This window comes from Streptomyces sp. NPDC002623, from assembly GCF_053592635.1.
The window spans coordinates 131633-156985 of the sequence record NZ_JBSFWB010000006.1; the positions used below are offsets into that span (position 1 = coordinate 131633).

Below are 25353 nucleotides of genomic sequence, written 5' to 3' on the forward strand. Positions count from 1 at the left end.
TCCGCCTCCGGGCCGGCGGCAGGGGTCTCGGCAGCCGTCTCCGAGCCGGCGGCCTGGTTCTCAGCGGCCGTCTCCGAGCCAGCGGCCGGGCTCTTCACAGCCGTGCCCGAGTTGGCATCCGAGGTCTCCGCGCCGGCGGCCGAGGTCTCCGCAGCCGTCTCCGACACGGTGGCCGGGGTCTCGGCGACCGTCTCCGGGTCGGTGGCCGAGGTTTCCGCGGTCGGCTCTGGGGCGACGGTCTGCAGGGTGTCGTCCTCGGGTGATTCGGGTTCTCTCGAGGCAGGCGGCTGGGATGAGCGAGTGGAGACAGGCACCCGAGGGTCCTTCCGTACGAAGCCCGGCGGTTCGGCGGATCCGACGTCGGTCGGATCCGCCACAGTTTCGTACGGCCTGCCCTCGGCCCGCGTTCAGCCCCCCGGGCCAGTGCTCGGCAAACACCGCGCAAACGCAACGCCAAGTGCCGCGCCGGGCGGCCGGGCGAGCGGCGGACCGGGGGAGATCACCCGCCCCCGACCGCCGTGAGCAGCGCCAACGGGGCCGCCGCCGAGCGGGACTCCCGCACACACGCGTGCGGGTACGGCACCGGCTCCGCGTGGGTGTCACGGCCGTAGCCCGCGAGCACCTCGGGCAGCCGGTGACCGGTCGCGGTCGCCGCGTCGACCAGCCCGTGGGCGACCGTCCGGGCCTCGTCGTGCAGACCGTAGCGGGCGAGGCCGAGCGTGATCAGCGCGTTGTCGTGCGGCCAGACCGACCCGCGGTGGTAGGAGAGCGGGTGGTACGCCGGCTGCCCGGCCGCCAGCGTGCGCACGCCCCAGCCGGAGAAGAAGTCCGGTTCGAGGAGCCGTCGGCCGACGATCTCCCCGTACTCCTTGTCCAGCAGCCCCGACCAGAGCAGGTGCCCGGCGTCCGAGGCCAGCGCGTCGACCTGGCGGCCCTCGCCGTCCAGGGCGAGCGCCGGGAAGGAACGCTCCCGCATCCAGAAGTCCCGCTGGAAACGGTCCCGCAGGTCGGCGGCCGCCTGTTCCAGCAGGGCCGCGTACTTCTCGTCCTCCCACACCGTGCGCGCCAGCCACGCCGTGCGCCGCAGCGCGTCGTAGGCGTACCCCTGGGCCCCCGCCGCCATCACCGGCCCGGTCGCGCGGGTGCCGTCCGCGGAGCAGATGGCGCCGGGGGAGTCCTTCCAGTTCTGGTTGGCGAGGCCGCCCTGGTCGGCCCGGTAGACCAGGTAGCCGCGGGAGGTCAGTCCGCCGTGGTCCAGCATCCAGCCGATCGCCGCACGGGCGTTCGGCTCGAGCCGGCGGGCGAGCGCCGCGTCGCCGGTCTGCTCGACATAGGCGCCGAGGACGACGAGGAACAGCGGGGTCGCGTCCACCGAGCCGTAGTAGCGGGCGAACGGGACCTGCCCGAAGTGGGCGAGCTCGCCGTGCCGCACCTCGTGCACGATCTTGCCGGGCTGCGACACCGCGCGCGGCCCGGTCTCCGTCGCCTGGGTCGCGGCGAGCGCGAGCAGCGTGGCGGCGGCCGGGCCGGGGCGGTAGGGGAGCGCGAAGAGCGAGGTGAGCAGGGCGTCGCGGCCCAGCAGGGTCAGGAACCAGGGAGCGCCCGCCGCCGGGACGCGCAACTCCTCGTCCTCCGGGCCTCTCGCGATCACTTGGAGTGACGACAGGTCGGCGAGGCCGCGTGCGCAGGCGGACGCCAGTTCGGGCCAGCCGGTCGGGAAGGCGACGCCCTCCACGAACTCGGCCTCCTGCGCAAGTACCTTTTCGGTCAATGCCGCCGGAGAGCGCGGCACGCGCAGCGCCCGCTTCTCGCCGTGCGGGCGGGCCATCACCCGCAGGGTCAGCTCGGCGGAGCCGTGCGGCTCCAACTCCAGCTTCCACACGAGCCGACGGGCTCCGGTGCCGGTCTCCTCGACGCCGTCCGGCACGGGGTCGGCCGTCACCGTCGTACAGGACTGCCACTCGCCGCGCCGGTAGGTGAACTCCACGCCGTCGTCCATGACCTGACGGCGGCGGACGACCCCGGTCTTCTCGTACGTCCGGTGGTCGGAGCGCAGTTCGAACTGGTCGGTGAAGTCCGCGTCGGCGGTGACCGCCAGGCGGACCGTCGTCGGCACCGGACGGTTGCTGACGAGCCGCAGCGACTCCACGAACGAGCTGTCGCCGACGGCCTGTTCCCGGAAGAGCGTGCAGGACGGCGGCTCGTTGCGGCCGCCGCGCGGGACGAGCACGCACCGCGTGGTGTCCCCGTCCGCGACCGGCGAGAGCGCCTCCGGTACGGCGCCGTCGACGGTCAACTGCCAGCGGCTGAGGTGCCGGGCGTCCCGGACGAACAGCCCCTCGGGGGATCCGGCGGCCGCGCCGGAGCCTCGTACGCCACTGATGTCTCCGCGGTCACCCACGGCGGCGAACGTCCCGCCGTGCACGAGCAGATGATGCCGGTCCGTCATCCCAGGTCCCCTCCCTTGGTACCCGTGCCTGACATTTCTTCTCGGTGGATCAGATCGAGCGTGAGCGCGGCCGTCCAGCTGAAGCCGGTCGCGCCGCAGGCCTCGCCGGTGTACGGGTCGACGTACTCCGCGAAGTCCGAGCTGTCCGCGATGTCGAGGGCGGCCCGGCGCAGTTCGTCCGCGGCGGACTGCTCCCCGTGCAGCCGGAGCCCCTGCTCGACAAGCCAACTCGTGTTGAACCAGGCCGGCCCGCGCCAGTAGCGGTGCGGGTCGAAGGCCTCGCCGAGCAGGTCGTAGCTGGGCACGAGACGCGTCGCGCCGCCGAGCCCGAAGTGCGGTCCGCGCAGGGTCGCCACCAGCCCGCCGACCACCTCCCGCGGCAGCCCGGGCAGCAGCAGCGGCACCAGCCCGGAGACCCCACGCTCGGGGACCAGGCCGCCGTCACGCACGTCCCGGCAGAAGAACATGCCCTCCGTCGGGTCCCACAGGCGTTCCACCAGCGCCGCCGTCAGGCGTTCCGCGCGGGCGTGGCGGGCCGTGGCCGTCGCGCCCAGTTCGCGCGCGATACGGGCGAGGGCGTGCTCGGAGGCGATGAGCAGCGCGTTGAAGGCGGGGTCCTCGACGGCGAACTCCCCGCCCCCGTCGGCATACCCGCCGTCCCGGTACTCCGTCGCCAGCCGCACGTACCGCCCGTAGTCCAGATCCGTCGGACGGTCCTCGGCAGCCCCGTGGTCGAGGTCCGCACGACGGAAGGAGCGGGCCGGGGCCGGGGTGACCCGGCCGAGCGGGGCGTCCCAGCTCGGGGCGTTGTCCATGCCCTGCTCCCACGGGTGGACGACGGACACCAGCCCGCCCCCGCCCAGGTCCCGCCGGTGCAGCAGATAGCGGTGCCAGGCGGCCAGCCGGGGGTACACCCGGGCGAGGAAGCCGCGCGCCCGGGACAGCCCCGGGTCGGCGCGATGCACCAGCCAGGCCGCCAGCGCGTGCACCGGTGGCTGCACGATGCCGGAGGTCTGTACGGTGCGCGGGGCGCCCGCAGCGCGCCCCGCGGTCGAGGAGCGCCAGAAGTCGGGGCTCGGGAAGTACGCGTCGAGGGGTACGGAGGGGTTGAAGACGATGTGCGGGATGCGTCCGTCGCCCCACTGGGCGGCCAGCAGCGTCTCCAGCTCGGTCTGCGCCCGGAGCGGTGAGACGTGCCGCAGCCCGATGGCGATGAACGCGGAGTCCCAGGACCATTGGTGGGGGTACAGCCGGCGCGAGGGCACCGTCGACGTTCCCGTCCAGTTCCCCTCCAGCACGTCCACGGCTCGTGAGCGCAGCGCCCTGAGGTGCGGTGGACCCGGCGGAGCCGTCGGATCGTATACGACGGCATCCGCCGTCGGGCGGGCGATGAGCTGGGCGGTGCGATCCACTCGGGGCTCCCCGAAGACGACTAGGCCACCTGGTTCGGCAGTGGCTACCGTAGGGTTACGTCTATTTAACACGCAAAACTCAATATGTAATGCAAGCTTGAGAAACACAAGGGGGTGCGCATGACTGGGCGTCCGGGACGGACCGGCAGGGCGGTCGGCAAGGCGGGCAGTCAGGCGAGCGCCGGAGATCTCCTCGAACTGGTGCGCACCGGACGGGCGACGACCCGCGGCGCCCTCCAGCAGGCCACCGGCCTTTCCCGCGCGACCGTCGGTCAGCGGCTGGACCGGCTCTTCCGCGCGGGCTGGCTGCGCGAGGGCGCCGGAGGTCCGGTCGACTCGCCGCTGGGCGGCCGCCCCTCGATCACGCTGGAGTTCGACGACGCCCACGCGGTCGTCCTCGCGGCGGACCTCGACACACGGCACGCGCGTGCGGCCGTGCTGTCGCTGACCGGGGAGATCCTGGCCGAGCACGGCGGCACGCTGGTCATCGAGGACGGCCCCGAAGCCGTCCTCGGCGAACTGGGCGGCTGGTTCGCCGAACTGCTGGAGAAGGCGGGCCACCGGGCGGACGAGGTCTGCGGCATAGGAGTCGCCGTCCCCGGCCCGGTCGACAGCCAGACGGGCCGGGTCGTCCAGCCGCCGATCATGCCCGGCTGGGACGGCTACGACATACGCGGCCGCCTGGCGCGAGCGTTCGCCGAGCGGACGGCCGGCCCGTCCGCCGAGGCACCTGCAGCCGTCCCCGTCCCCGCCTCCGTCCCCGCTCCCGCCTCCGTCCCTGCCCCCGCCTCCGTCCCTGTCCCCGTCTTCGTGGACAACGACGCGAACCTCATGGCTTACGGCGAGCAGCGCACCGGATACCCCGACTGCTCGGCGTTCGTGCTGGTCAAGGTGTCCACCGGCATCGGCGCCGGGGTCGTGGTCGACGGCTCGGTCTTCCGGGGCGTGGACGGCGGCGCCGGCGACATCGGCCATATCCGGGTGGGCGCGGAGGCGCTGTGCCGCTGCGGCTCCTACGGGTGCCTCGCGGCGGTCGCCAGCGGTGGCGCGGTGGCGCGCCGGCTCGCCGAGACGGGCCTGCCGACGACCTCCGGCTCGGATGTGCGCGATCTGCTCGCCGCCGGACACCCCGGGGCGGCCGCACTGGCCCGGGAGGCGGGCCGCCAGGTCGGGGACGTCCTCGCCACGGTGGTGACGCTGCTCAACCCCGGAGTGCTGATGATCGCCGGAGATCTGGCCGGAACCGCCTTTCTCACGGGCGTGCGCGAGCTGCTCTATCAGCGTGCGCTGCCCCGTTCCACGGCCCATCTGGACGTCGTGACCTCGCGGCTGGGGGAGCGGGCGGGCCTGGTGGGAGCGGGTGCGATGGTCGTGGAGCACCTGTACGCGCCGGATCGGGTGGAGGAGCGGTTGCTGGCGCTGGGGGTGTGAGCGACCTTGTAAGGGAGGTGTTTCCCTCCTGTGTCGCGTCCGCATGGTGGAATCCGTCGGCTTCGAACGGCGTGATTCGCGCCACCCCTGAGGGGGGTAATGCTCAGATGAGCGGATCTTCGATCGAATGCACTTCTCCAAGGGGTGGCACTGGGTGCCACCCCTTGATCGTTCATCGATCGAAATCAGGCGTGGCGCTCTACGCTCATATGAGCGATGATGAGGCGGGATGAGAGGTCGATGCGTTCAAGAAGTGAAAACATCAGCGGTTGTGCGCTTGCCAAGCTTTGACTTTCGATCCGCTGGCGGACGACTGGTTACAAGCACATGACGCACGAGTAGACGTACCCAGACGCCTTTGATCTGGGTATGTTCCTCGACGTCAGGGCAGCCACCGCGTCCTCGAGGAGTCGAGACCGTGTCGGAAAACAAAGATTCCCACGTAGCGAAGTTCGTTTACGACTTCACCGAGGGCAACAAGGACCTCAAGGACCTCCTCGGTGGCAAGGGTGCGAACCTCGCCGAGATGACCAACCTGGGCCTTCCCGTCCCTCCGGGCTTCACGATCACCACCGAGGCCTGCAAGGTCTACCTCGACAGCGGCGAGGAGCCGGCGGCACTGCGTGACGAGGTGAGTTCGCACCTCGACGCGCTGGAGCAGCGGATGGGCAAGAAGCTCGGCCAGGCCGACGACCCGCTCCTCGTCTCCGTCCGCTCGGGCGCGAAGTTCTCGATGCCGGGCATGATGGACACCGTCCTGAACATCGGGCTGTCGGACAAGTCCGTCCAGGGCCTGGCCAAGCAGGCCGGCGACGACCGCTTCGCGTGGGACTCCTACCGCCGGCTGATCCAGATGTTCGGCAAGACGGTCCTCGGCGTGGACGGCGAGCTCTTCGAGGACGCGCTGGAGGCGGCGAAGACGGCGAAGAAGGTCGCCGTCGACACCGAGCTGGAGGCGGCCGACCTCAAGAAGCTGGTCACGCGCTTCAAGAGGATCGTCAAGGCCGAGGCCGGCCGGGACTTCCCGCAGGACCCGCGCGAGCAGATGGACCTCGCCATCAAGGCCGTCTTCGACTCCTGGAACACCGACCGCGCCAAGCTCTACCGCCGCCAGGAGCGCATCCCCGGCGACCTGGGCACGGCCGTCAACGTCTGCTCGATGGTCTTCGGCAACCTGGGCCCCGACTCGGGCACGGGCGTCGCCTTCACCCGCGACCCCGCCTCCGGCCACCAGGGCGTGTACGGCGACTACCTGCAGAACGCCCAGGGCGAGGACGTCGTCGCGGGCATCCGCAACACGGTCCCGCTCGCCGAGCTGGAGCAGATCGACAAGAAGTCGTACGACCAGCTGCTCGGCATCATGGAGACGCTGGAGAACCACTACAAGGACCTCTGCGACATCGAGTTCACCATCGAGCGCGGCCAGCTGTGGATGCTCCAGACCCGGGTGGGCAAGCGCACGGCGGGCGCGGCCTTCCGCATCGCCACCCAGCTCGTCGACCAGGGCCTGATCGACGAGACGGAGGCGCTGCAGCGGGTCACGGGAGCCCAGCTCGCGCAGCTGATGTTCCCCCGCTTCGACGAGGACGCGAAGGTCGAGAAGGTCGGCCGGGGCATCGCGGCCTCGCCGGGCGCTGCGGTCGGCAAGGCGGTGTTCGACTCCTACACCGCCGTGAAGTGGTCCCGCTCGGGCGAGAAGGTCATCCTGGTCCGCCGCGAGACCAACCCCGACGACCTCGACGGCATGATCGCGGCCGAGGGCATCCTCACCTCCCGCGGCGGCAAGACCTCCCACGCGGCCGTGGTGGCCCGCGGCATGGGCAAGACGTGCGTGTGCGGCGCGGAGGAACTCGAGGTCGACACCAAGCGCCGCAGGATGACGGTGCCGGGCGGCCATGTGGTGGAGGAGGGCGACGTCATCTCCATCGACGGCTCGTCCGGCAAGGTCTACCTGGGCGAGGTCCCGGTCGTCCCGTCCCCCGTGGTCGAGTACTTCGAGGGCCGGATGCACGCGGGGGCCGACGACGCCGACGAGCTGGTCGAGGCCGTCCACCGCATCATGGCCTTCGCCGACCGGAAGCGCCGGCTGCGGGTGCGCGCGAACGCCGACAACGCCGAGGACGCGCTGCGCGCCCGCCGCTTCGGCGCGCAGGGCATCGGCCTGTGCCGCACCGAGCACATGTTCCTCGGCGACCGCCGTGAGCTGGTCGAACGCCTGATCCTGGCGGACACGGAGGAGGAGCGCGAGGAGTCCCTGAAGCAGCTCCTGCCGCTCCAGAAGAAGGACTTCATCGAACTCTTCGAGGCGATGGACGGCCTCCCGGTGACGGTCCGTCTCCTGGACCCGCCGCTGCACGAGTTCCTCCCCGACATCACCGAGCTCTCGGTCCGGGTGGCGCTGGCGGAGTCCCGCCAGGAGTCCCACGAGAACGACCTGCGCCTGCTCCAGGCGGTGCACCGGCTGCACGAGCAGAACCCGATGCTGGGCCTGCGGGGCGTACGGCTGGGCCTGGTCATCCCCGGTCTGTTCACGATGCAGGTGCGGGCCATCGCGGAGGCGGCGGCGGAACGCCGGAACGCCAAGGGCGACCCGCGCGCGGAGATCATGATCCCGCTGGTCGGCACCGTCCAGGAGCTGGAGATCGTCCGCGAGGAGGCCGACGAGGTCATCGCGGAGGTCGAGGCGGCGACGGGCGTCGAGCTGAAGCTGGCGATCGGCACGATGATCGAGCTGCCCCGGGCCGCCCTGACGGCCGGCCAGATCGCGGAGGCCGCGGAGTTCTTCTCCTTCGGCACGAACGACCTGACCCAGACGGTGTGGGGCTTCAGCCGGGACGACGTGGAGGCCTCGTTCTTCACGGCGTACCTGGAGAAGGGCATCTTCGGCGTCTCCCCGTTCGAGACGATCGACCGGGACGGCGTCGGCTCGCTGGTGAAGGCGGCGGCCGAGGCGGGCCGGGCGACCCGCCCCGACCTCAAGCTCGGCGTCTGCGGCGAGCACGGCGGCGACCCGGAGTCCGTCCACTTCTTCCACGAGGTGGGCCTGGACTACGTCTCCTGCTCCCCGTTCCGGATCCCGGTGGCCCGTCTCGAGGCGGGCCGGGCGGCGACGCAGTCGACGGGAAGCGACCACCGCTGAGCCTCGCCTTGAGCGCACCTTGAGCACGCCTTGAGCGCGCCTTGATCCGGCTGAACCGGCTGATCCGGCTTTGACCCCGGAGCCGCCGTCGGTCCCCGACCCTCACCGATCGGCGGCGGCTTCGGCGCACCAAGGAGGACGGCACCCTGTGCGGGGGTGCCGTCCTCTTGCTGTCAGCGGGCTTGTTTCTGCTGGTCAATGGGGCTCACTTAATAAATACCAAGGTAAAGACAAGGTTTTCACAGCATTCTTTCCGGCGTTTAATTCTGAGTTTTCTCTTCGGGCTGTCGTGGCGCGTGTTAAGTTCTTTCTCATCGGGCGGAGGGATCGCCCAGGGTGACGACTCTGATCCCCCACCTCGCTCGTGCGGAATTTCCGAATTCCCCCTTCCCGTGCAGATGCTGGAAACTCAGAAGGAGTCGTTATGAGCTTCAGGGTGATTGCACCGCTTACCCCCCGCCGGAACGCCAACGCGGACCCCAACGCGAATGCGAACCCGAACCCCGGCCAGGTTCCCCCGCCCGCGCAGCAGGGACGACGTCGCCGTCCGCGCCCCGGTGAGGCCGCGCCTCAGCGGCCCGGCTTCTGAACCGGCTCCTGAGTGGAAGATCCCAGGTGAAAAGGGAGGGCCGGCGGTGTTCCGCCGGCCCTCCCGCCGGTGACGGGAGAAACGAATGCGCGCGCGTAAGAACAGTTCAGGAGTTGATTTTCCCCGGCATATTCCACCGGGTCTGGAACTTTCTGAATACGGCCAGCCGATTGTCAGAGCGGCCGAGGAGCTTCTCGCCGACTATGAGGTTCAGGAGGACCTCGGAGAAAATTCCGCGCCCCCTTCGGCCGCCCTTCACGCAGATAGCTCCGATACCTCTGATGTCTCCTCCACCCCTGTCCTGTCCCCCCGCGTGGCCTTCCGCCGTTTCTGGCCGATGACCAAGGGGCTGCGCCGCTGGCTCGTGGGGGTGTGGCTGTGCACGGTGCTGGGCGCGCTGGCCGAGACCGCCGCCATCCTGCTCTTCGGCGATCTCACCGACAACGCGCTGCAACGGGGTTCACTGGACGCCTTCTGGACCCCGGCGGCGCAGTGGCTCGGCATCGCGGTGGTGGGCGCGGCCATCGGCTACGCGGGCGGCTCCCTCTCCGTGTGGGTGTCGGAGCGATTCGTGATGCGACTGCGCGAGCGCGTCTTCGACCATGTGCAGAAACTCCCCCCGCACTTCTTCCAGAAGCACCGCCAGGGAGATCTGCTGTCCCGGCTGACGGGCGACGTGGAAGCCATCGAGCAGATGGCGGTGTCGGGACTGATCGGCACGGCGTCGGCCGTCTTCAGCGCGGTCTTCTACGCGGCGGCCGCGTTCTGGCTGCGCTGGGACCTGGCGGCGGCGACCTTCGTCCTGGCCCCGCTGTTCTGGCTGGCCGCCCGAAGGTTCGCCGACGGCGTCAGGTCGGTGGCCCGGGAGGGCAGGGTGGCGGACGGGGCGGTCACGTCCGTGGTGGAGGAATCCCTGGGCAACCTGGTCCTGACCCAGGCCTACGGCCGCCAGGACGCCGAGCGCCGCCGGCTGAGCCAGGAGGCGACGGCCTGGTTCCGCGCGGCCGTCCGCTCGGCCCGCCTCAACCAGGCGTACGGGCAGTTGGTGCAGGTCATCGAGACGATCTGCGTACTGGCCGTGATCGGCATAGGCGTCTGGGAGATCTCGAGAGGCCAGATGACCCTGGGCCAACTGCTGGCGTTCGCAGCCCTGTTGAGCTACCTCTACCCGCCCATCCGCAGCCTGGCCCAACTGGGACTGCTGATCACCGCCGCCACCGCGGGCGCGGAACGACTGGTCGAGATCCTGGACGCCAAGCCGGCGGTGACGGACCCGACGGGCTCGGAGCGTGGCCTCCACGGCCGCCCGGACGGGGTTATAGAGGTGCGGGACGTCTCCTTCCGCTACCCCGGCGCGCAGACCCAGACCCTGGAGTCACTGACCTTCACGGCCCGCCCCGGCGAACTGGTGATCATCACGGGCCCGAGCGGCGCGGGCAAGTCCACGGTCTCCAAGCTCCTGCTCCGCTTCTACGACGCCGACTCCGGCGCGATCCTCCTGGACGGCACCCCACTGCACGACTTCCCCCTGGCGCGGTTGCGCGAGTACGTGACGCTGCTGCCGCAGGAGACGTTGGTCCTGCACGACACCGTCCGCGCGAACATCGCCTGCGGCCGGCCCGGCGCGAGCGACCACGCGATAGAGGAGGCGGCACGGTCGGCCGACGCGCACGAGTTCATCACGGCACTCCCCGACGGCTACGACACCAGGGTCGACCCCAACTCCGCCCGCTTGTCCGGCGGCCAACTGCAACGCCTGGCCATCGCGCGAGCGGTGCTGCGCGACGCTCCGGTCCTGGTCCTGGACGAACCGACGACCGGCCTGGACGCGATCGCCACCCGCCGCATCGTGGAACCCCTGCGCCGCCTGATGGCAGGCCGCACGACCATCATGATCACCCACGACCTCAACCTCGCCCCGGACGCCGACCGCATCCTCGTCATCGACCAGGGCCACATCGCAGAAACAGGCACCCACGAGGAACTGCTCGCCTGGGGCGGGGTGTATGCCCACCTGCATGGCTCGCAGAACGTGACCACCGCGGAGCCGATCGGCACGGCGGAGCCCTACGCGTACGCGCAGGTCGAGTGGACGGACGCGTGGCCCGGCGGGGTGAGCAGCCAGGTGAGCGGCTGAACGGCTCGACTGTCTTGTGTTCGTTGGTGGGGATGTCCGGTTTTCGATCGCCTGATGGGATGGTTATGCGGCGATAGATCGTTTCTGTCAACTTACCCACCGCTACAGTCCGTTACTCATGGCGATGACGGTGTCGCCGATGGTTACGGAGGCGTGTGTGAAGAGGCTAGTGCTCGGCGTGGCTTCGGTTGGGCTGGTGCTCAGTGCGGCGGTGGCGGCGTTCGCGTCGCCGGAGAACGGGAGCATCCCGCTGCTTGACACTGATGGCGTCGAGTTCCGCGAGGGGAAGTACCAGTTCAACCGGCCCGGAGTTAATCACGGTGCCTTTGAGTGGTGGGGGCTGCTCGAGGACAAGTTCGCGACTGACGGGCACAACGTCTATGTCGAGGTCAAGGTCCACGGGCACGAGTGGGTGCGCTACTACGGCAAGCAGCGGGGCACTGTCCGGCTGCACAAGTCCAACTGGGATGGCGCACAGCGCTATACGGGCGAGACGAGGCTCCGGGTCTGCCGCGACAGGGGCAGCCTACATCCGGATAATTGCGCGCGAACTAAGAAATTCATTCATAACTGGGACCGTGGCTGAGGCTGACTGACTTGCCGAGCCCAGGCGTATATGCCTGGGCTCGCGCTCCTGATAGGGGAACGAGATCAATACGTCAGAAGTGCTGTTGGCCAAGGGGGTTGACCTCCTCTACGGTGAGACGCTTGCTGTGCGGAACGCAGAGATCTCTCTCGGTCGGGGAGAGGTGGTGGCGATCACCGGGCAAAGTGGGTCCGGCAAGTCGTCACTGCTCTACTGCCTGGCCGGAGTGCTGCCAGTGGCCCGAGGCGAAGTCTGTTTTGAGGGGCGCTCCCTTGGCGCACTCGACGACGAGGAACTTAGCGCCATTCGTCGCGAACGGTTCGGCTTTGTCTTCCAATACGGGGAGCTCCTGCCTGAGCTGACGGTGGAGGAAAACGCTGCCCTGCCACTACGGCTCGCTGGCCAGCGCAAGGCAGAAGCTCTCGCTGCGGCCGGTGAGGTCCTGGGGCGGCTCGGCCTGGGGGATCTGCGTGAGCGGCGTCCGTCGCAGGTGTCCGGGGGGCAAAGTCAACGCGTCGCAGTCGCAAGGGCATTGGTGCACAGGCCAGCCGTCGTATTCGCCGATGAGCCCACGGGTTCTCTCGACAGTGGAAATGCCGCGGCTGTTTTGGAGGAGTTCCTCAGCCTGGCCCGATTGCAAGGGGCGGCCGTAGTGCTCGTGACCCACGATTCTCAGGTGGCAGCCCGAGCCGACAGCCGCTACACCATGTGTGACGGTCTGCTCACGGCACAGGTGCGGGAAGCGTCGTGAGGGAACTTGCCTTGGGTTTGAGGCTGTTGCTGGGCAGCGGCCGAGGTAACCGTGTGCGTTTCCTCCTCATGGCTGTGGGCAGCGGGATCGGGGTGTGCTGTTTGGCTGTTGTGCTCGCGATTCCGGTCATCCTGGCCGCTCAGGACGCCCGCAAGGCAGCTCGAGAGCCGGATTGCTCGAATGGGCAGGGCATCTGTGGCACTCCTGCGGGTAACGGCTTGGCGCTCACCAGGTTGGATCCCTACGGGTCGGAACCGCTCACCCGGGTCTTCGTGGCTGTGGATGGCAAGCCCATCACCCCGCCGCCTGGTCTGCGTGAACTCCCCGGTCCTGGTGAGGTATTCGTGTCCCCGCGACTGCGCGAGGTCCTCAGAAGGGATCCGGACCTTGCCCAGCTTCTGCCGGGGCGGGAGAGGGGCGTTATCTCCGCCCAGGGTCTGGCTCATCCGGACGAGTTGTACGCCTACATCGGTGCCACCCGTGACGATCTCAAGGGGGGCGGGCGCTTGTCGGCCTTCGGGAACTCGGAAGCGCGCTATCCCACCGTCGAACCCTCAACCCTCGACATCCTGCGCTTCACCCTGGCCGGCGTGGTCCTGCTTCCCCTCGCCGTGTTCCTGTCGGTGTGTGCCCGGCTGTCAGCCGCCTCTCGCATGAGGCGGTTGGCTGCCTTGCGACTGCTCGGATTGAGTAGAAAAGGCACGCAGCGCGTCAACGCGGCCGAGACCGTCGCAGCCGCTCTGCTGGGAGCCGTCCTTGGCCTGGGTGCCTATTGGGTCGTCAACCAACTGGTCTCACGGGTGGGGTTGCCCGGATTCAAGTGGTATCCGGCCGATGGCTCGCTCACCGTGTCCACGTTTCTCGTCTGCCTGGTGGGTTGTCCGGCGCTTGCCTGGTTCGTGGGGCGGGTGGGGGCGAAGCAGGCCGCGGCCAATCCGTTGGCCGTGCGGCGCAGCGCCGTGGAGAAGCCGCCTCGGCTGTGGGGCCTGCTGCCGCTTGTGCCGGGAATGGGCATTGTCATCGGGTACTGCGTGGCCGGTGCGATGGGGCACCCGCCCGCGGACACCTCGCTCTCCTCGATCCTGATGCCGTTGGCCGTCGTGCTGGTCGGGGCCGGTCTCGTGCTCTCACTGCCGATCCTCTCGCGCTCCCTGGCCCGGAAGGTGGCCCGCTCGACGGGTTCGCTGTCTCTCGGTCTTGCCATGCGCCGCAACGAGGTGGAACCGGGCGGAGCCCTGCGCGTGGCGACCGGCTTGGTGCTGTTGGTCTATGCGGCCTCGCTCACGCAGGGCGTACTCATCGAGCTGGACCAGGTCTCCAAGAACACCTCGCCGGTGCAGCTCTACACCATGCCGCTCAAGGACGTTCCTGAGGACAAGGAGCGTGCTGTGACGGAGGTGGCAGGGGTTCGGGGCCATGCCATTCTGGCGGAATCCTGGACGGATCCCGACGACATGGAGTGGCCGTCGAGTATCAGTGCCGTCATCGCCACCTGCGAGCAGTTGAGCAAGATGGCGTCAGCGGTGGAGGGTTGTGTGGAGGGGCGCCCGGCACGGTTGATGGTGCCGGGTATCACCTACGACGAGCGGAGCGTGCCCGGGAGGCGATTCCCCTTCCATTTGCGGAACTCCGAAGGGAAGAGCCGGGTCGTCACGGTGGAGGTGCCACGCCGGACGATCCACTACCGCGACGACACTATGGGGCAGATGGTCGGCAGCGGCACTGTCGTGATCCCGCCGTCCTCCCTCCCTGCAGGCTTTCGCCTTGAGAGGAGAGCCACCCTCGCGCTGATGAGCAGCTCCGCCCCCGAGACCTTGCGGTCGGTACTCGCGGGCATCGCGGGGGTCGACCCGACGATCGAGGTCGAGACGGACGGCTTGGATCCCGCAGCCCTCCAGCAGATCACCGTCATCAAGACCCTACTCGGCGTGGGTATGATCCTCGGCCTGATCATCGGTGTGGCCGCTTATCTCGTCGCCGCCACCGACCGCGCCGTGGAACGCCGACCGCAGGTCACCGCACTGGCGTTGCTCGGGGCCAGGCCCCGGACGCTCCGGACCGTTCAGGTCGCGCAGGTCGTGTTGCCCTTGGCCATCGGGCTCGTGCTCGCGGTGGTGACCGGGAAGATGGCCGAGTCCAGTTACCTGGTGACCGGTGGCGGGTCCGTCTTCTGGGACGGAGCCGGGGTGCCGCTGCTCCTTGCCTCCGCCCTGGGCGTCGTGGCCGTCGCCGCCCTCGGTGCCTTGCCGCTGGTCGGGCGGCGGATCGACCCAGAGTTGATCAGGCGGGACTGATGTCTTGACTCTGTTCGCAAAAGGGCGGCACCCCGTGAGGGGCGCCGCCCTTTTGCGTGGGACAGATGGTGGGGTGCCGGAGGCAGAGCGCGCCATGAGTTCCAGTCCTCGGCCGTGATCTTTTTCGGGCTATGCGAACGCCCAGCCGCTCCACTGCTCGACCCGTACGGCGACCACGGGGCCCTGAGGAGGGGAATCCTTGTACTGGGCGTACTTGGCGCGCAGCAACTCGACGGCCCTGTGCCTTTCCTGCTCGTCCTCCAGTACTTCCCCTCTGCCGTCGGCGCGCGCCCACCACAGCGTTGACCAGTCATCCGCGTAGTGGTCGACCAGCAACGTCACCGAGGGGTTTTCCCGGATGTTGCGCAGTCTCCGTAGGTTCCACGTGCTTTTGGGCTTGTGGTCCACGGCGAAGTACAGGACGTCCTTCTCTACGGCGAAGGTCACCGGTACCGCGTGTGGCACTCCGGCGGTGTCGGCTGTCGCCAGCCTGGCGACGGGGGAACCGAGGAAACGGTCCCGGGCGGCGAGGGGCGAGAGCTTCATGTGGCCACGGTAGTGAGCGATGCCAGCCAAGTCGTCAGGTGTTGGTTTGTTTGGGTGGGGTGTTCCTGTTGGAGCCAGTGGCCGCAGTCTTCGAGGAGGTGGGAGGCCGTGAGGCCGGGGAGGGTGTGGGGGTAGGCCTTGATCGCGTCGGCCAGCCAGGTGGTGGAGGCGTCCAGGGTGCCGGCGATGAAGAGGGACGGTTGGGTGATCGGGGAGTCGGTGAAGTCCTTGAGGTCTTTCCAGTCCTGGTCCATGTTCCGGTAGCGGTTCAGGGCTCCGGTCATGCCGGTTCGCTCGAACTCGCCCGCGTAGACGTCCAGGTCTTGTTCGGTCAGCCAGGCGGGGAGCGCGGCGGCTGTGGGGAAGCGGTCGCGCAGCGTTTTGCCCCGCGTGACGAAGTGGGGGCTGGGGGCCGTCGGTGGCGGCATCGTGTCTGCGGACAGGGCCGCGTAGAAGCCTGCGAGCCAGCCTCGTACGTCGGGCTCGATCTCCGCTTCCGCTCGGCCGGGTTCCTGGAAGTAGGAGACGTAGAACTCCTCCTCCCCGCCCGTCCCGTTCATCTGTGCGAAGACCTCGCTCGGCATCGGGCCACCCGGTGGGGTGTACGGGACGCTCAGCAGTCCCACCGCTCGGAAGATCTCCGGATGGAGGAGAGCGGAGTGGGCCGCGATCGTCGCGCCCCAGTCGTGGCCGACGATCGTCGCGGAACGCTCGCCCAAAGCGTGCACGACCGCGACGTTGTCCGCCACCAGTTCCAGCATCCGGTACGCATCCGTGGCCTCGGGTTTGGAGGAGCGGCCGTAGCCGCGCACGTCGATGGCGGCCGCGCGGTATCCGGCGGCGGCCAGGGCCGGCAACTGGTGTCGCCAGGAGTACCAGCACTCCGGGAAGCCGTGCACGAGCAGGACCAGCGGCCCCTCGCCCTGTTCCACCACATGGACACGGCCTGCGGGAGAGGGGATGAGACGGTGCTTCGCGTCGTCGCTCGACGTTCGTTGCGGCATTGGGGCCTCCAGGACTCGGGGACTCGGGGACTCGGGGACTTCGAGCATGCTGGGGTCGGTGCGGCTCCCGCGAGTCTTGTTGCCGGTTCGGCAAAGGGCTCGCCAAAGCGCCCGGCAAGCGCCCGGCAAGCGCCCGGCAAGTGCCCGGCAAAGCGCTCGGCGAGGTGTCGGAGGGGGGCACGGGGGAAAGCCGCACATACCGACGGGGAGGGTGCGGGCATGGGGTATGAGGAGCTGGTGACGGAGGCCGTCAAGGCGCGGACTGCGGCCGAGTCCGACAGGTGGTTGAGGGCGGGGCTGTCCACCGAGCGCTGTGACCGGCCGGCGGCCGAAGCCGCGGTCGCCGAGGTGTATCGGGTCCACGGCATGCCCGCTCCGGAGACGGTGGTGTGGATGGACTCACCGCTCGGCGGCGCGCTCGCGTCCTGGGTGCTGCGCCACGGGTGGGAGGACCGGCTCGACGGGACGCTGCTCGACGGCCCCGGGCTGCCGCTGTCGGTGCCGCAGGCGTTCGCCCGGCAGGCCGAGGAGCGGATCTGCGAGCAACTGGGGCGGACGACGGGAACGGGCGGTGAGAGACGACTGCTGGCCGGCCCGTTCCAGGACACGTCCGACGCGCAGGATCGACTCGTCGACGCTCTGGGTTCCCCCATGTTCGACCAGCTCGACTTCCACTGGCTGCAAGGCGTGCACGGCGCCTACGAGTTGGAGCAGGAGATGCGCAGCATCTTCGACTGGTCGACGAACGAGTCCCTGGGACACATCCACACCCGGGTGCACCGGGATCTGCTGGGGAGGATCCGCGGTCCGGTTCCGGAGCGGATCGTGCAGCCTGAACGGGACGGTGACGTCATCACGCCGCCACCGCCGCCGAGCAGGGAGCAGATCTACTTCCACGAGGAGTTCGGCGGCCGGCTGGACCCCTGGTCCGCGCCGCGGGAGTCGATCCGTTGGCGTTGCATGCTGGCCGCCGCGGGCCTGCCCGAGTCACCGGGACTGGAGGCGGTCCAGGAGGCCCTGTACCGGTGCGGCGGTTGGTGGCCCTTGGCGGACGCCGTCGTCCTCACCGAGCGTCCTGTGGTTCTGCGGTACGAGCGGACGCCGCCCGACGCCTCCGGGTCGGGGAGCGTGCTGATCGCCTACGCGGACGGCTATCGGCCGACCGGCACGTAGCGGGGCGGCACGTGTGGGGGGTGGTGCGGCCCCTCGGTGTGCCGGCCGTCATTCGCAGCCGGTTCCGTCGCCGTCGCGGTCCAGGTGGCGGCCGTAGCCCGGCTCGCCTACGTGGACGGGGGCGGCTCCGGCCGCGCGGGCGGCTGCGCAGTTGCCGTAGTAGACGCTTCCGGAGTCGGCGGCCGTGTCGTCGTCCTCGGTCGTGTTCTCGTTCGCCGCCGCCTTCTCCGTCACCGTCACTTTCACCGTCTTTGTCGCCGTCACCGTCGCTGTCGCGGTCGCGGTCGTCGTGCCTGCCGGTTCCGGTACTGCCGTCTCGGTCGCCGTGGTCGTCACGGTCACCGTCGGCCGGGGGGCGGCCGACGTCGGTTTCGCATCCGTCTTCGTGCCGTCGTCGGCGCCGCCGATGGCCGCGCCCAGGAACAGGGCCACGGCGAGGGCGGGCAGGACGTATCTCTTGCGGGCCCAGCGGGGGGCGGGGTTCGTGCTGGTGGTGTACGGGTTGGTCATGGTGTCCCCCCAGGGTGTCGTGTGATGTGAGGGGACGACGGTATTGCCGTTTTGTGGGTGGTGTACGCGGTGTGGCTGTTCCGTGACTTTTCTGTGTGCATCTCCCGGGTTGGTCCGTCATCACTCGGTCACCAGCCCTCCGTTCCCACTGCCAGGCGGCGGTGCCACCAGGGGACGGACCGTGGCTGCAGCGGGTCGGGCAGGGTGCGGTGGAGGTAGCCGCGGTCCAACGCCCTTACCGCGCGGGCCAGTTCGGCGCGGGGGTCGGGTGGGAGTCGGCTCAGGGTCTCGTCCAGGATGTCGCGTGCGTGGCGGACGTCGTCCAGGCCGCAGCCGGGGCAGGAGGGGCACGCGGAGGTGCGGGGGTAGAGGATGCCGCGGCCGGGGGGTCTCAGGAACCTGCGGTAGCGGCGGAGGGCGCGTTCCGTCGCGCCGGGGAAGAGGAAGTAGCCGCCGCTCTCCTGCTCCACTTGGTGGATCGCAAGGCTGGTGCGTGCGGAGAGGCCCGGGATGCGTTCCGGCTGGGGGATCTCGCGGGTGCGCGGGCGGGTGTCGGGGGTCTCGCGGGCGCGCAGGGCGCCGGGGCGGTTACGCGGCATCTGCCTTTCGGAAGACGGGCGTTACGGCGGTGGTCGTTGTCATTCGCTCATCATGCCAGGGGGACGGCGCCCGGTGTTCTCGAGTTCCGTCCCCGTGCGGCTTGTCGGGTCTGTGCGGGGGTCCCGTCAGATCGAGACGGCCACCGCCGTGAACGTCGTCTCCGGCAGCTGCGGGCTGGTGAAGCGCGCGTTGACCAGGTAGAGGCGGTCGCCGTAGCGGGCGGCCGTGGTCGGGACGTCGAAGCGGGGATCGGTGATCGTGCGGGTCAGGGTGGCGGTGGTCGCCGTGCGGTCCAGGGACCAGACGCTGATCAGGTTCAGCCGGTTCTGGACGACGTACAGCGTGCGGCCGATGCGGTAGAGGCCGTCGCCGTTCACGACGTCGGCCGCGCCGACCAGCGTGATCTTCGTGGCGTACCCCGTCTTGACGTCGACGTTGTACAGCTCGCCCGGCGTGCTCTTGACGACGATCAGGCCGCGGCCGTCCGGTGTGCCGACGATCCCGTTGGCGTTGTTCACGTTGGGGAGCTGGACCCAGTCGCCGGTGAGGGGGAGGGTGCGGATGTCGGCCCCGCCCCGGCCGCGCTTGACGCTGTACAGCGCCGCGCCCCGGGAGTCGGTGAACCAGGCGCGGTCGCCGAGCAGTGCCACGTCGTTGATGAAGTGGCCGGTCGGGTCCGTGAGTTGATGGGTGGTCAGCAGGCCGCCCGTGCGGGAGTCGATCACTCGCGCCACTCCGGTGCTGCCCGCCACGTACAGCAGGCCGTCGTGGTCGAGCTTCAGGCCGACGGCGATCTGGCCGGCGCCGCCCGCGTACAGGACGCTGCCCTCGCCGGTGCGCAGGTCGGTGCGGTAGATGCCGCCGTTGGCACGGGAGCCCTGGTAGGCGTACGGCTTGCCGCCGATGGCGATGCCCTCGGGGAGCCAGCCGTCGGGGAGGGGGTACTCCGTCGGCCAAGTCGCCTCAGGAGTATGAGGAGTACCGGACGTGCTCGACTTGGCCGTTGCGGGCGTGGCCGTCATCGTCAGGGTGGCGGCGGCCAGGGCGGCGGCGCCGCCGCCCAGCAGGGTGCGGCGCGACGGGATGGGGGTCATGGTTACGGGCCTCCGGGAGTGGGGGTGCAGGCGGCGAACGGCGTAACACGGTGAACTGTGGCCACAGCAGGTGTGGCTTTGCCTCTGCTTTGGACTTCGTTGGCCAGTAACGAGCCGCCGTCTGACCGTGTTCCTCCCTTTTGCTGTCAGGTTCCTTTCAATCCCGCGCTCCCCGCCGGGCTCACCGACCCCGCCGGCCCCACCGACCCCGCAAGCCCCACCGACCCCGCAAGCCCCGTCAGTCCCGTCAGGCCCGGAAGGGGCCCCTCACTTCGTACGTGATCCCGCCCGACGAGCTGCCGCTCGTGCCGCGCTGGCTGGAGAAGTAGAGGCGGGTGCCGTCCGGGGAGAAGGCCGGGCCCGTGATCTCCGACGCCGACTGGCCGTCCACCCGCAGGAAGGGTGCGACCACGTCGTCCGGGGTGATCACGCAGATCTCCAGGTTGCCGCCGTCCTCCGCCACGAACAGATCGCCGGAGGCGGAGCCGGTGACGTTGTCGACCCCGGTGAGGGGAGCCGTGCCGGACGTCACCAGGGAGTCGTCGTAGGCGAGTTCGATCGTCTGGGCCGCCGCGTTGTACTGCCAGACCCGGTTGTCGCCCTTGGTCGTGAACCAGCAGGTGTCGTTCGCGTAGTAGCAGCCCTCGCCGCCGTTGAAGTGCTTGGCGCCGGAGACCTGGTTGCGGGTGGCGGAGGCGCCGGTGGGGTCGGGGACCCGGGTCCAGGTGACCGGGCCGCTGGTGGCCGTGCCGGCGACCATGACCTCCAGCGTGCCGACGGCCAGGTTGCCCCAGGTCGTCGGGCGGAAACGGTAGAAACAGCCGTTCGTCTCGTCCTCCGTCAGATAGATCACCTGGCGGACCGGGTCGGCCGCCGCCGCCTCGTGCTTGAAGCGGCCCATCGCGTCCCGGCGCACCGCCGCCGTCACACCCCAGGGATCTGTTTCGTAAACGTATCCACGGTCCACCTCCTCGCAGGACAGCCAGGTGCTCCACGGGGTCTTCCCGCCCGCGCAGTTCTGGCGGGTCGAGGAGAGGATGCGGTACGCGCCCGTGATCGCCCCGGCCGCCGAGAACTTCACCGCGCTCGCGCCGCCGGACGGGTTGATCTCCGAGTTGGAGACATAGATCCAGCCCGTGCCGTCCGGGTAACAGGCGCCGCCGTCGGGGGCGTTGTGCCAGGTGTACGACGTCCCGGACACCGTCTGGCCGGAGCGGGCGATCACCCGGCTGGTGAAGCCGGAGGGGAGGCGGATGCCGTTGGCGTCCGCGGCGCCGAGGGCTCCGTACGGGCCCGTGCCGGGCTGGGCGGGGGCCGCGTAGGCGGCTCCGCGCCAGAGGGTTCCGCCGAGTACGGCGGAGGAGCCGCCGATCGCGGCCGCACGCAGGAAGGTACGACGTTCCACGCTCACTCCCGGGGGTGGTGTGGGTGAACCGGCCCGTACGCCGGTCCCGGCGACGGGTCGTGCAGGGTCGTGCGCTGCCGAACGCTAGAAGCGCAGGGTAGCTGTGTCATGGCTGTGTCGTGGACATGTCGTGGCGGGGAGGTGCGAGGTCGGTTGCAGGGTCGGTTGCAGGGTCGGTTGCGGGGTCGGTTGCGGGGAGGGTGGCCGGGCGCCGTCGTAGGCTGCCGGGGAGCGGTGGAAGGAGCACGGTCATGGCCGGCTGGAGTGTGCGCGACATCCCTGATCAGAGCGGCCGCAACGCCGTCGTCACCGGGGCCAACAGCGGGCTCGGGTACGTCACCGCGCGCGAGCTCGCCCGGAAGGGGGCGCGGGTGCTGCTCGCCTGCCGGAGCGAGGCGCGGGGGCGGGCGGCCGTCGAGCGGCTGCGCGATGAAGTGCCCGGCGGTGACGTGGAGTTGGGGCTGCTCGATCTCGGGGAGCTGGCCTCCGTAAGGGAGTTCGCGGGCTCACTTCCGTACGAGCGGCTCGATCTGCTCGTCAACAACGCCGGTGTGATGGCGCTGCCGTACGGCACCACCGTCGACGGGTTCGAGACGCAGTTCGGGGTGAATCACCTCGGGCACTTCGCCCTCACCGGACTGCTGCTGCCCGCGCTGCTCGCCGCCGCGGAGGGGCGTCCCGCATCAGGGCCGGACGGAGCGCGGGTCGTGACCGTCTCCAGCATGGTCCACGTGCTCGGCAACATCGACCCTCACGATCTCAACTCCGAGCGTCGCTACCGCCGTTGGACCGGATACGGCCGTTCCAAGACCGCCAACCTGCTCTTCACGCACGAGCTGGCGCGCAGGCTCGCGGCGGCCGGATCCGACCTCGTCGCGGCGGCCGCGCACCCGGGGTACGCGGCCACCAACCTGCAGACGGCCGGGCCGCGCGCGGAGGGCCGCCGGGTCGCCGAGCGGCTGATGGCGCTCGGCAACCGGGTGTTCGCCCAGTCCGCCGAGGCCGGCGCGCTGCCCGCCCTGTACGCGGCGACCGCGCCCGGTGTCCGCCCGGACTCGTTCACCGGGCCGTCCCTCGCGATGTGGCGCGGGGCGCCCGCACCCTCGCGGCGGGCCTCCTGGACCCTCGACGACCGGGCGGGAGAACGGCTGTGGAGCGCCTCCGAGCAGCTGACCGGAGTGTTCTACGACGCCCTCAAGGCCTGAGGAGGGGTTCAGCTCAAAGCACGTGTTGCCCTGTGCCTGTTCCCCTGCGCCTACCGCTGCGCGTACCCCGGGGTGTATTCCTCCGAGTACCCCTGCCCGTGGTCCTGCCCATAGTCGGGGCCGTACCCCCTCCCAAAGTCCTGCCCGTAGTCCTGGCCGTACCCCTGGCTGTCGTACTCCCCTCCGGAGTCCTGTCCGTATCCCGGGCCCGGGGCGAACTCCTCCGCGTACCTCTGGGCGAAGTCCTCCGGCATCGGTGTGGTGTCCAGGTAGAACCACTCGGCCGTGGGGCCGGGGCTCATGGCGGAGGCGGTTGCCGGGGTGGGGTGGCGGCGGGGCAGCGGGTCGGCCTGCGGGGGCAGGTCGGCCGCCTCCGCCGTGTCCTCCGGTACGGGCAGACGTTTCGCCGGGCCCGGCAGCAGGAGTTCCACCCGTAGGCCCTTGCCGCGCTGCTGGGCCGTGAACTCCTCCACCTGGCTGCGGCAGGCGTGGTCGAGGTGGGTCACGCCGGTGAGGTCGAGCCGGATCCGGGGCTTGCCGGCCTCCGCCGCGGACTCCAGGGCCTCGATGACCTGGGGCAGCCGCAGGAACGTCGCGTTCCCGGCCATGACCACCTTCGCCGTGTCCTCCTCGAGGTGCTGCTTGATGACCGTCTGCGACATGCGCACCGCCGCCAGCACGATGCCCGCCGCGAGGCCGATCAGGACGCCCTCCAGGAGGGCCGTCGCCACGATCACCAGCGTGGTGAGCGTCATGACCGCGAACTCGCCGCGGTCCTGCCGCCACATCTTCGGGAACTCCTCGGGCGCGAAGAGCTTCCAGCCGCTGTGGACGAGGACGCCCGCGAGCACCGAGATCGGGATCAGGGCCAGCACCTGGGGGAGCAGGAGGGCGAAGGCGAGCAGCCACAGGCCGTGCAGCGTGCGGGAGAGCCGGGTCTTGGCGCCCGCCTGGACGTTCGCCGAACTACGGGCCACCACCGCCGTGATGGGGAGCGCGCCGAGCAGGCCCGCGAGGGTGTTGCCGGCGCCCTGGGCGATCAGCTCGGGGTTGTAGCGGGTGCGCGGGCCGTCGTGCATACGGTCCACCGCGGCCGCCGTGAACAGGGACTCGGCGGAGGCGATCACCGTGAAGGTCAGGATCGCCGTGATGATCCCGGGGTTCGCCAGGCCCGCGAACTGCTCCGCGCCCGGTACGTCGACCGAGGCCAGCAGGTTGCCCACCTGGAGCGTCTTGATCTCGACGCCCGGCAGGGCGGCCACCGCGATGCCGATGCCCACCGCGACCAGGGCCGCGGGCACCTTCTTGACCGGTCCCGGCATCTTCTTCCACAGGAAGCTCAGGACGACCGTGACGATGCCCAGTCCGGCCGCGATCATCGCCTGCGGGTTGGCCAGCGTGTCCGTGATCAGCCCGGGGATGCCGGCCATGTTCTCGAGCGGGGTGCCCGGAGCCTTCGCGTCCATCGCCGGGTACGCCTGGCCGAACATCAGCGGCAGGCCGATGCCCGCGAGCATGCCCTGGACGACGGCCAGGGAGATCGCCTGGAAGAACCGGCCCAGTCGCACCAGGCCGAGGACGATCTGCAGGATGCCGGAGAAGAGCACGATCACGCCGAGCATCGCCACGCCGTACTCCAGCACGGTCTCCGCGACCAGCGCGGCGAGACCGGCGGCCGGGCCGCTCACCTGGAGCGTGCTGCCGCGCGCCGCGCCCACCACCAGGCCGCCGATGACGCCGGAGATGATGCCCAGTTCGGCGGGTACGCCCGAGGCGACGGCCACGCCGATGCACAGCGGGAGCGCGACCAGGAAGACGACGAGGGACGCGGTGATCTCGGTGGCCAGATCGACCTTCGGACCCGATGCCTTCGGACCCGAGGCCTTGCCGGCCGCCTTCCCAGCCGCCTTCCCAGCCGCCTTCCCAGCCTCCTTCGCCGCCGCCTTCTCCGTGGCCTGTGCGGCGGCCTCTGTACCGGCTTGCCCCCCGGCTTGCCGTCCGGCTTGTCCCCCGGCTCGCCATCCGGCTTGCCGCCCGGCTTGTGTCCCGGCCTCCCAGTCGGTTCGCGGGACGTGGGGTCCCCGCGCGGGCGGCCGAGGCATCCGCGTCGCCCGGGCCGTCGGAGCTGTCGGAGCCGTCCGGCCCGCTGTGGGCGTCGGCGGCGTCGCCGGCGTCGGCGGCATGGGAGGTTTCAGCGGCGTCGAAGGGAACGCGGCCGTCGGGGAGGGCATGGGCCGGGGCGGCGGGCCGGTCAGGCCGGCGGCCTCGCCGAACGTGCGGCCCCTTCCGTCACTGGCGTCGGAGCCCCCCCAAGTCCGGCCGTGCCGGGCATGTGCGCCGCTCATGCCGCGTGCACCCGGAACAGGCCGTCCTCGTCCAGCTCGTGCACCTGGCCGGTGTCCACCTCGTAGTACCAGCCGTGCAGACGCAGCCGCCCCGTGTCGAGACGTCGCCGCGTCGCCGGGTAACTCCGCAGCACGGCAAGCTGGTTGACGACGTTCAGCTGGGCGACGTCCGGCATCGACGGGTCCTCGACATGGCCGTCCAGGACCGGCGCCAGCCGTGGGCGGGCCAGTTGCAGCCAGGCGTCCACGCCGGGCAGGCCGGAGAGGTCGTCGCCGGACTTGAGCGCGCCCATCGCACCGCAGTGGGAGTGGCCGCAGACCACGATGTCCTGAACGCCGAGCACCTCCAGTGCGTACTCGATGGTGGCCGCCTCGCCCGAGGCGCCCTGCCGGCCGTGCGGCGGAACGATATTGCCTGCGTTTCGCAGCTCGAATATCTCGCCGGGCCGTGCGCCCGTTATCAGGGCTGGAATCACCCGCGAGTCCGAGCAGGTGATGAACAATGCCTCGGGATATTGGCCTTCGGCCAATCGTCGGTATTCGCCGCTTTCGAAGTCGACCCGCCGCTTGAACGAGCGGGCGCGGTCCAGCAGTGCCTTCACGGATCCTCCCAGTTCAGAGCTGGTCGTCATGGGGGTCCGACCAGTTCCTCATCACCGTAGAGGAGGCAATGCCAGGCGAAG

Annotated in this window: 18 protein-coding genes; 8 read left to right on the top strand and 10 right to left on the bottom strand. The window is 70.1% G+C overall.

Annotated features, from left to right (window positions below; translation table 11 throughout):
* Positions 1 to 499: 499 nt before the first annotated feature.
* Positions 500 to 2449: an amylo-alpha-1,6-glucosidase gene (locus ACWD4O_RS12960; protein WP_451279743.1), complete on the bottom strand. Its 1950-nt coding sequence runs from the start codon at positions 2447 to 2449 to the stop codon at positions 500 to 502.
* Complete coding sequence (locus ACWD4O_RS12965; RefSeq protein ID WP_451279744.1) at positions 2446 to 3861, bottom strand: MGH1-like glycoside hydrolase domain-containing protein; 1416 nt, start codon at positions 3859 to 3861, stop codon at positions 2446 to 2448. Before ACWD4O_RS12965 ends, ACWD4O_RS12960 begins: the two co-directional genes overlap by 4 nt.
* Before the next feature lie 120 nt (positions 3862 to 3981).
* On the opposite strand from ACWD4O_RS12965, the gene ACWD4O_RS12970 reads away from it, so the two are divergent.
* From ACWD4O_RS12970 to ACWD4O_RS12995, 6 genes are all read left to right on the top strand, one after another.
* Positions 3982 to 5292 (top strand): ROK family protein, encoded by a 1311-nt coding sequence (locus ACWD4O_RS12970; RefSeq protein WP_451279745.1) that lies wholly within the window; start codon positions 3982 to 3984, stop codon positions 5290 to 5292.
* Between the two features lie 418 nt (positions 5293 to 5710).
* A complete protein-coding gene (gene ppdK / locus ACWD4O_RS12975) occupies positions 5711 to 8431 on the top strand; it encodes a pyruvate, phosphate dikinase (protein WP_451279746.1) in 2721 nt (906 codons plus the stop codon).
* Between the two features lie 926 nt (positions 8432 to 9357).
* Positions 9358 to 11157 (top strand): ABC transporter ATP-binding protein, encoded by a 1800-nt coding sequence (locus ACWD4O_RS12980; RefSeq protein ID WP_451279971.1) that lies wholly within the window; start codon positions 9358 to 9360, stop codon positions 11155 to 11157.
* A gap of 118 nt (positions 11158 to 11275) precedes the next feature.
* Positions 11276 to 11743 (top strand): hypothetical protein, encoded by a 468-nt coding sequence (locus tag ACWD4O_RS12985; protein WP_451279747.1) that lies wholly within the window; start codon positions 11276 to 11278, stop codon positions 11741 to 11743.
* 127 nt (positions 11744 to 11870) lie between these two features.
* Positions 11871 to 12494, top strand: a complete 624-nt coding sequence (locus ACWD4O_RS12990; RefSeq protein WP_451279972.1) for an ABC transporter ATP-binding protein — start codon at positions 11871 to 11873, stop codon at positions 12492 to 12494.
* Positions 12491 to 14788: an FtsX-like permease family protein gene (locus ACWD4O_RS12995; RefSeq protein ID WP_451279748.1), complete on the top strand. Its 2298-nt coding sequence runs from the start codon at positions 12491 to 12493 to the stop codon at positions 14786 to 14788. The genes ACWD4O_RS12990 and ACWD4O_RS12995 overlap by 4 nt, the downstream gene beginning before the upstream one ends.
* Positions 14789 to 14917: 129 nt before the next feature.
* Here the strand turns inward: ACWD4O_RS12995 and ACWD4O_RS13000 are convergent, their stop codons facing one another.
* Both ACWD4O_RS13000 and ACWD4O_RS13005 read right to left on the bottom strand, forming a co-directional pair.
* Entirely contained in the window at positions 14918 to 15334 is a 417-nt protein-coding gene (locus tag ACWD4O_RS13000) for a TIGR03668 family PPOX class F420-dependent oxidoreductase (protein ID WP_451279749.1), read from the bottom strand.
* A complete protein-coding gene (locus tag ACWD4O_RS13005; protein ID WP_451279750.1) occupies positions 15331 to 16338 on the bottom strand; it encodes an alpha/beta fold hydrolase in 1008 nt (335 codons plus the stop codon). The genes ACWD4O_RS13000 and ACWD4O_RS13005 overlap by 4 nt, the downstream gene beginning before the upstream one ends.
* A 219-nt stretch (positions 16339 to 16557) precedes the next feature.
* Between ACWD4O_RS13005 and ACWD4O_RS13010 the strand changes: the two genes are divergently transcribed.
* A complete protein-coding gene (locus ACWD4O_RS13010) occupies positions 16558 to 17511 on the top strand; it encodes a hypothetical protein (protein WP_451279751.1) in 954 nt (317 codons plus the stop codon).
* A 48-nt stretch (positions 17512 to 17559) separates the two neighbouring features.
* Here the strand turns inward: ACWD4O_RS13010 and ACWD4O_RS13015 are convergent, their stop codons facing one another.
* The 4 genes from ACWD4O_RS13015 to ACWD4O_RS13030 form a co-directional block, all read right to left on the bottom strand.
* The gene (locus tag ACWD4O_RS13015; protein WP_451279752.1) at positions 17560 to 18021 is read right to left on the bottom strand and encodes an excalibur calcium-binding domain-containing protein; all 462 of its coding nucleotides are present in this window, start codon (positions 18019 to 18021) and stop codon (positions 17560 to 17562) included.
* 128 nt (positions 18022 to 18149) lie between these two features.
* Positions 18150 to 18620, bottom strand: coding sequence for a hypothetical protein (locus ACWD4O_RS13020; RefSeq protein WP_451279753.1), 471 nt, complete (start codon positions 18618 to 18620; stop codon positions 18150 to 18152).
* Positions 18621 to 18746: 126 nt separating this feature from the next.
* On the bottom strand, positions 18747 to 19715 hold the full coding sequence (locus ACWD4O_RS13025; RefSeq protein WP_451279754.1) for an SMP-30/gluconolactonase/LRE family protein: 969 nt from the start codon (positions 19713 to 19715) through the stop codon (positions 18747 to 18749).
* Between the two features lie 247 nt (positions 19716 to 19962).
* Entirely contained in the window at positions 19963 to 21120 is a 1158-nt protein-coding gene (locus ACWD4O_RS13030) for an alkaline phosphatase PhoX (protein ID WP_451279755.1), read from the bottom strand.
* Positions 21121 to 21371: 251 nt separating this feature from the next.
* Between ACWD4O_RS13030 and ACWD4O_RS13035 the strand changes: the two genes are divergently transcribed.
* On the top strand, positions 21372 to 22325 hold the full coding sequence (locus ACWD4O_RS13035) for an oxidoreductase (protein ID WP_451279756.1): 954 nt from the start codon (positions 21372 to 21374) through the stop codon (positions 22323 to 22325).
* 50 nt (positions 22326 to 22375) lie between these two features.
* On the opposite strand, the gene ACWD4O_RS13040 is transcribed toward ACWD4O_RS13035, so the two are convergent.
* Together ACWD4O_RS13040 and ACWD4O_RS13045 are read right to left on the bottom strand one after the other, a co-directional pair.
* A complete protein-coding gene (locus ACWD4O_RS13040; protein WP_451279973.1) occupies positions 22376 to 24172 on the bottom strand; it encodes a SulP family inorganic anion transporter in 1797 nt (598 codons plus the stop codon).
* A 494-nt stretch (positions 24173 to 24666) separates the two neighbouring features.
* The gene (locus ACWD4O_RS13045; RefSeq protein WP_351914928.1) at positions 24667 to 25272 is read right to left on the bottom strand and encodes a carbonic anhydrase; all 606 of its coding nucleotides are present in this window, start codon (positions 25270 to 25272) and stop codon (positions 24667 to 24669) included.
* Between the last annotated feature and the right edge of the window lie 81 nt (positions 25273 to 25353).

What these genes read in the sequence shown, in the direction of transcription:
- ACWD4O_RS12970 (WP_451279745.1), top strand. Translation starts at nt 3,982, where the DNA reads ATGACTGGGCGTCCGGGACGGACCGGCAGGGCGGTCGGCAAGGCGGGC.
- ACWD4O_RS13010 (WP_451279751.1), top strand. Translation starts at nt 16,558, where the DNA reads ATGGGGTATGAGGAGCTGGTGACGGAGGCCGTCAAGGCGCGGACTGCG.
- ACWD4O_RS13025 (WP_451279754.1), bottom strand. Translation starts at nt 19,715, where the DNA reads ATGACCCCCATCCCGTCGCGCCGCACCCTGCTGGGCGGCGGCGCCGCC.
- ACWD4O_RS13035 (WP_451279756.1), top strand. Translation starts at nt 21,372, where the DNA reads ATGGCCGGCTGGAGTGTGCGCGACATCCCTGATCAGAGCGGCCGCAAC.
- ACWD4O_RS12960 (WP_451279743.1), bottom strand. Translation starts at nt 2,449, where the DNA reads ATGACGGACCGGCATCATCTGCTCGTGCACGGCGGGACGTTCGCCGCC.
- ACWD4O_RS13000 (WP_451279749.1), bottom strand. Translation starts at nt 15,334, where the DNA reads ATGAAGCTCTCGCCCCTCGCCGCCCGGGACCGTTTCCTCGGTTCCCCC.
- ACWD4O_RS13005 (WP_451279750.1), bottom strand. Translation starts at nt 16,338, where the DNA reads ATGCCGCAACGAACGTCGAGCGACGACGCGAAGCACCGTCTCATCCCC.
- ACWD4O_RS12980 (WP_451279971.1), top strand. Translation starts at nt 9,358, where the DNA reads ATGACCAAGGGGCTGCGCCGCTGGCTCGTGGGGGTGTGGCTGTGCACG.
- ACWD4O_RS13015 (WP_451279752.1), bottom strand. Translation starts at nt 18,021, where the DNA reads ATGACCAACCCGTACACCACCAGCACGAACCCCGCCCCCCGCTGGGCC.
- ACWD4O_RS13020 (WP_451279753.1), bottom strand. Translation starts at nt 18,620, where the DNA reads ATGCCGCGTAACCGCCCCGGCGCCCTGCGCGCCCGCGAGACCCCCGAC.
- ACWD4O_RS12985 (WP_451279747.1), top strand. Translation starts at nt 11,276, where the DNA reads ATGGCGATGACGGTGTCGCCGATGGTTACGGAGGCGTGTGTGAAGAGG.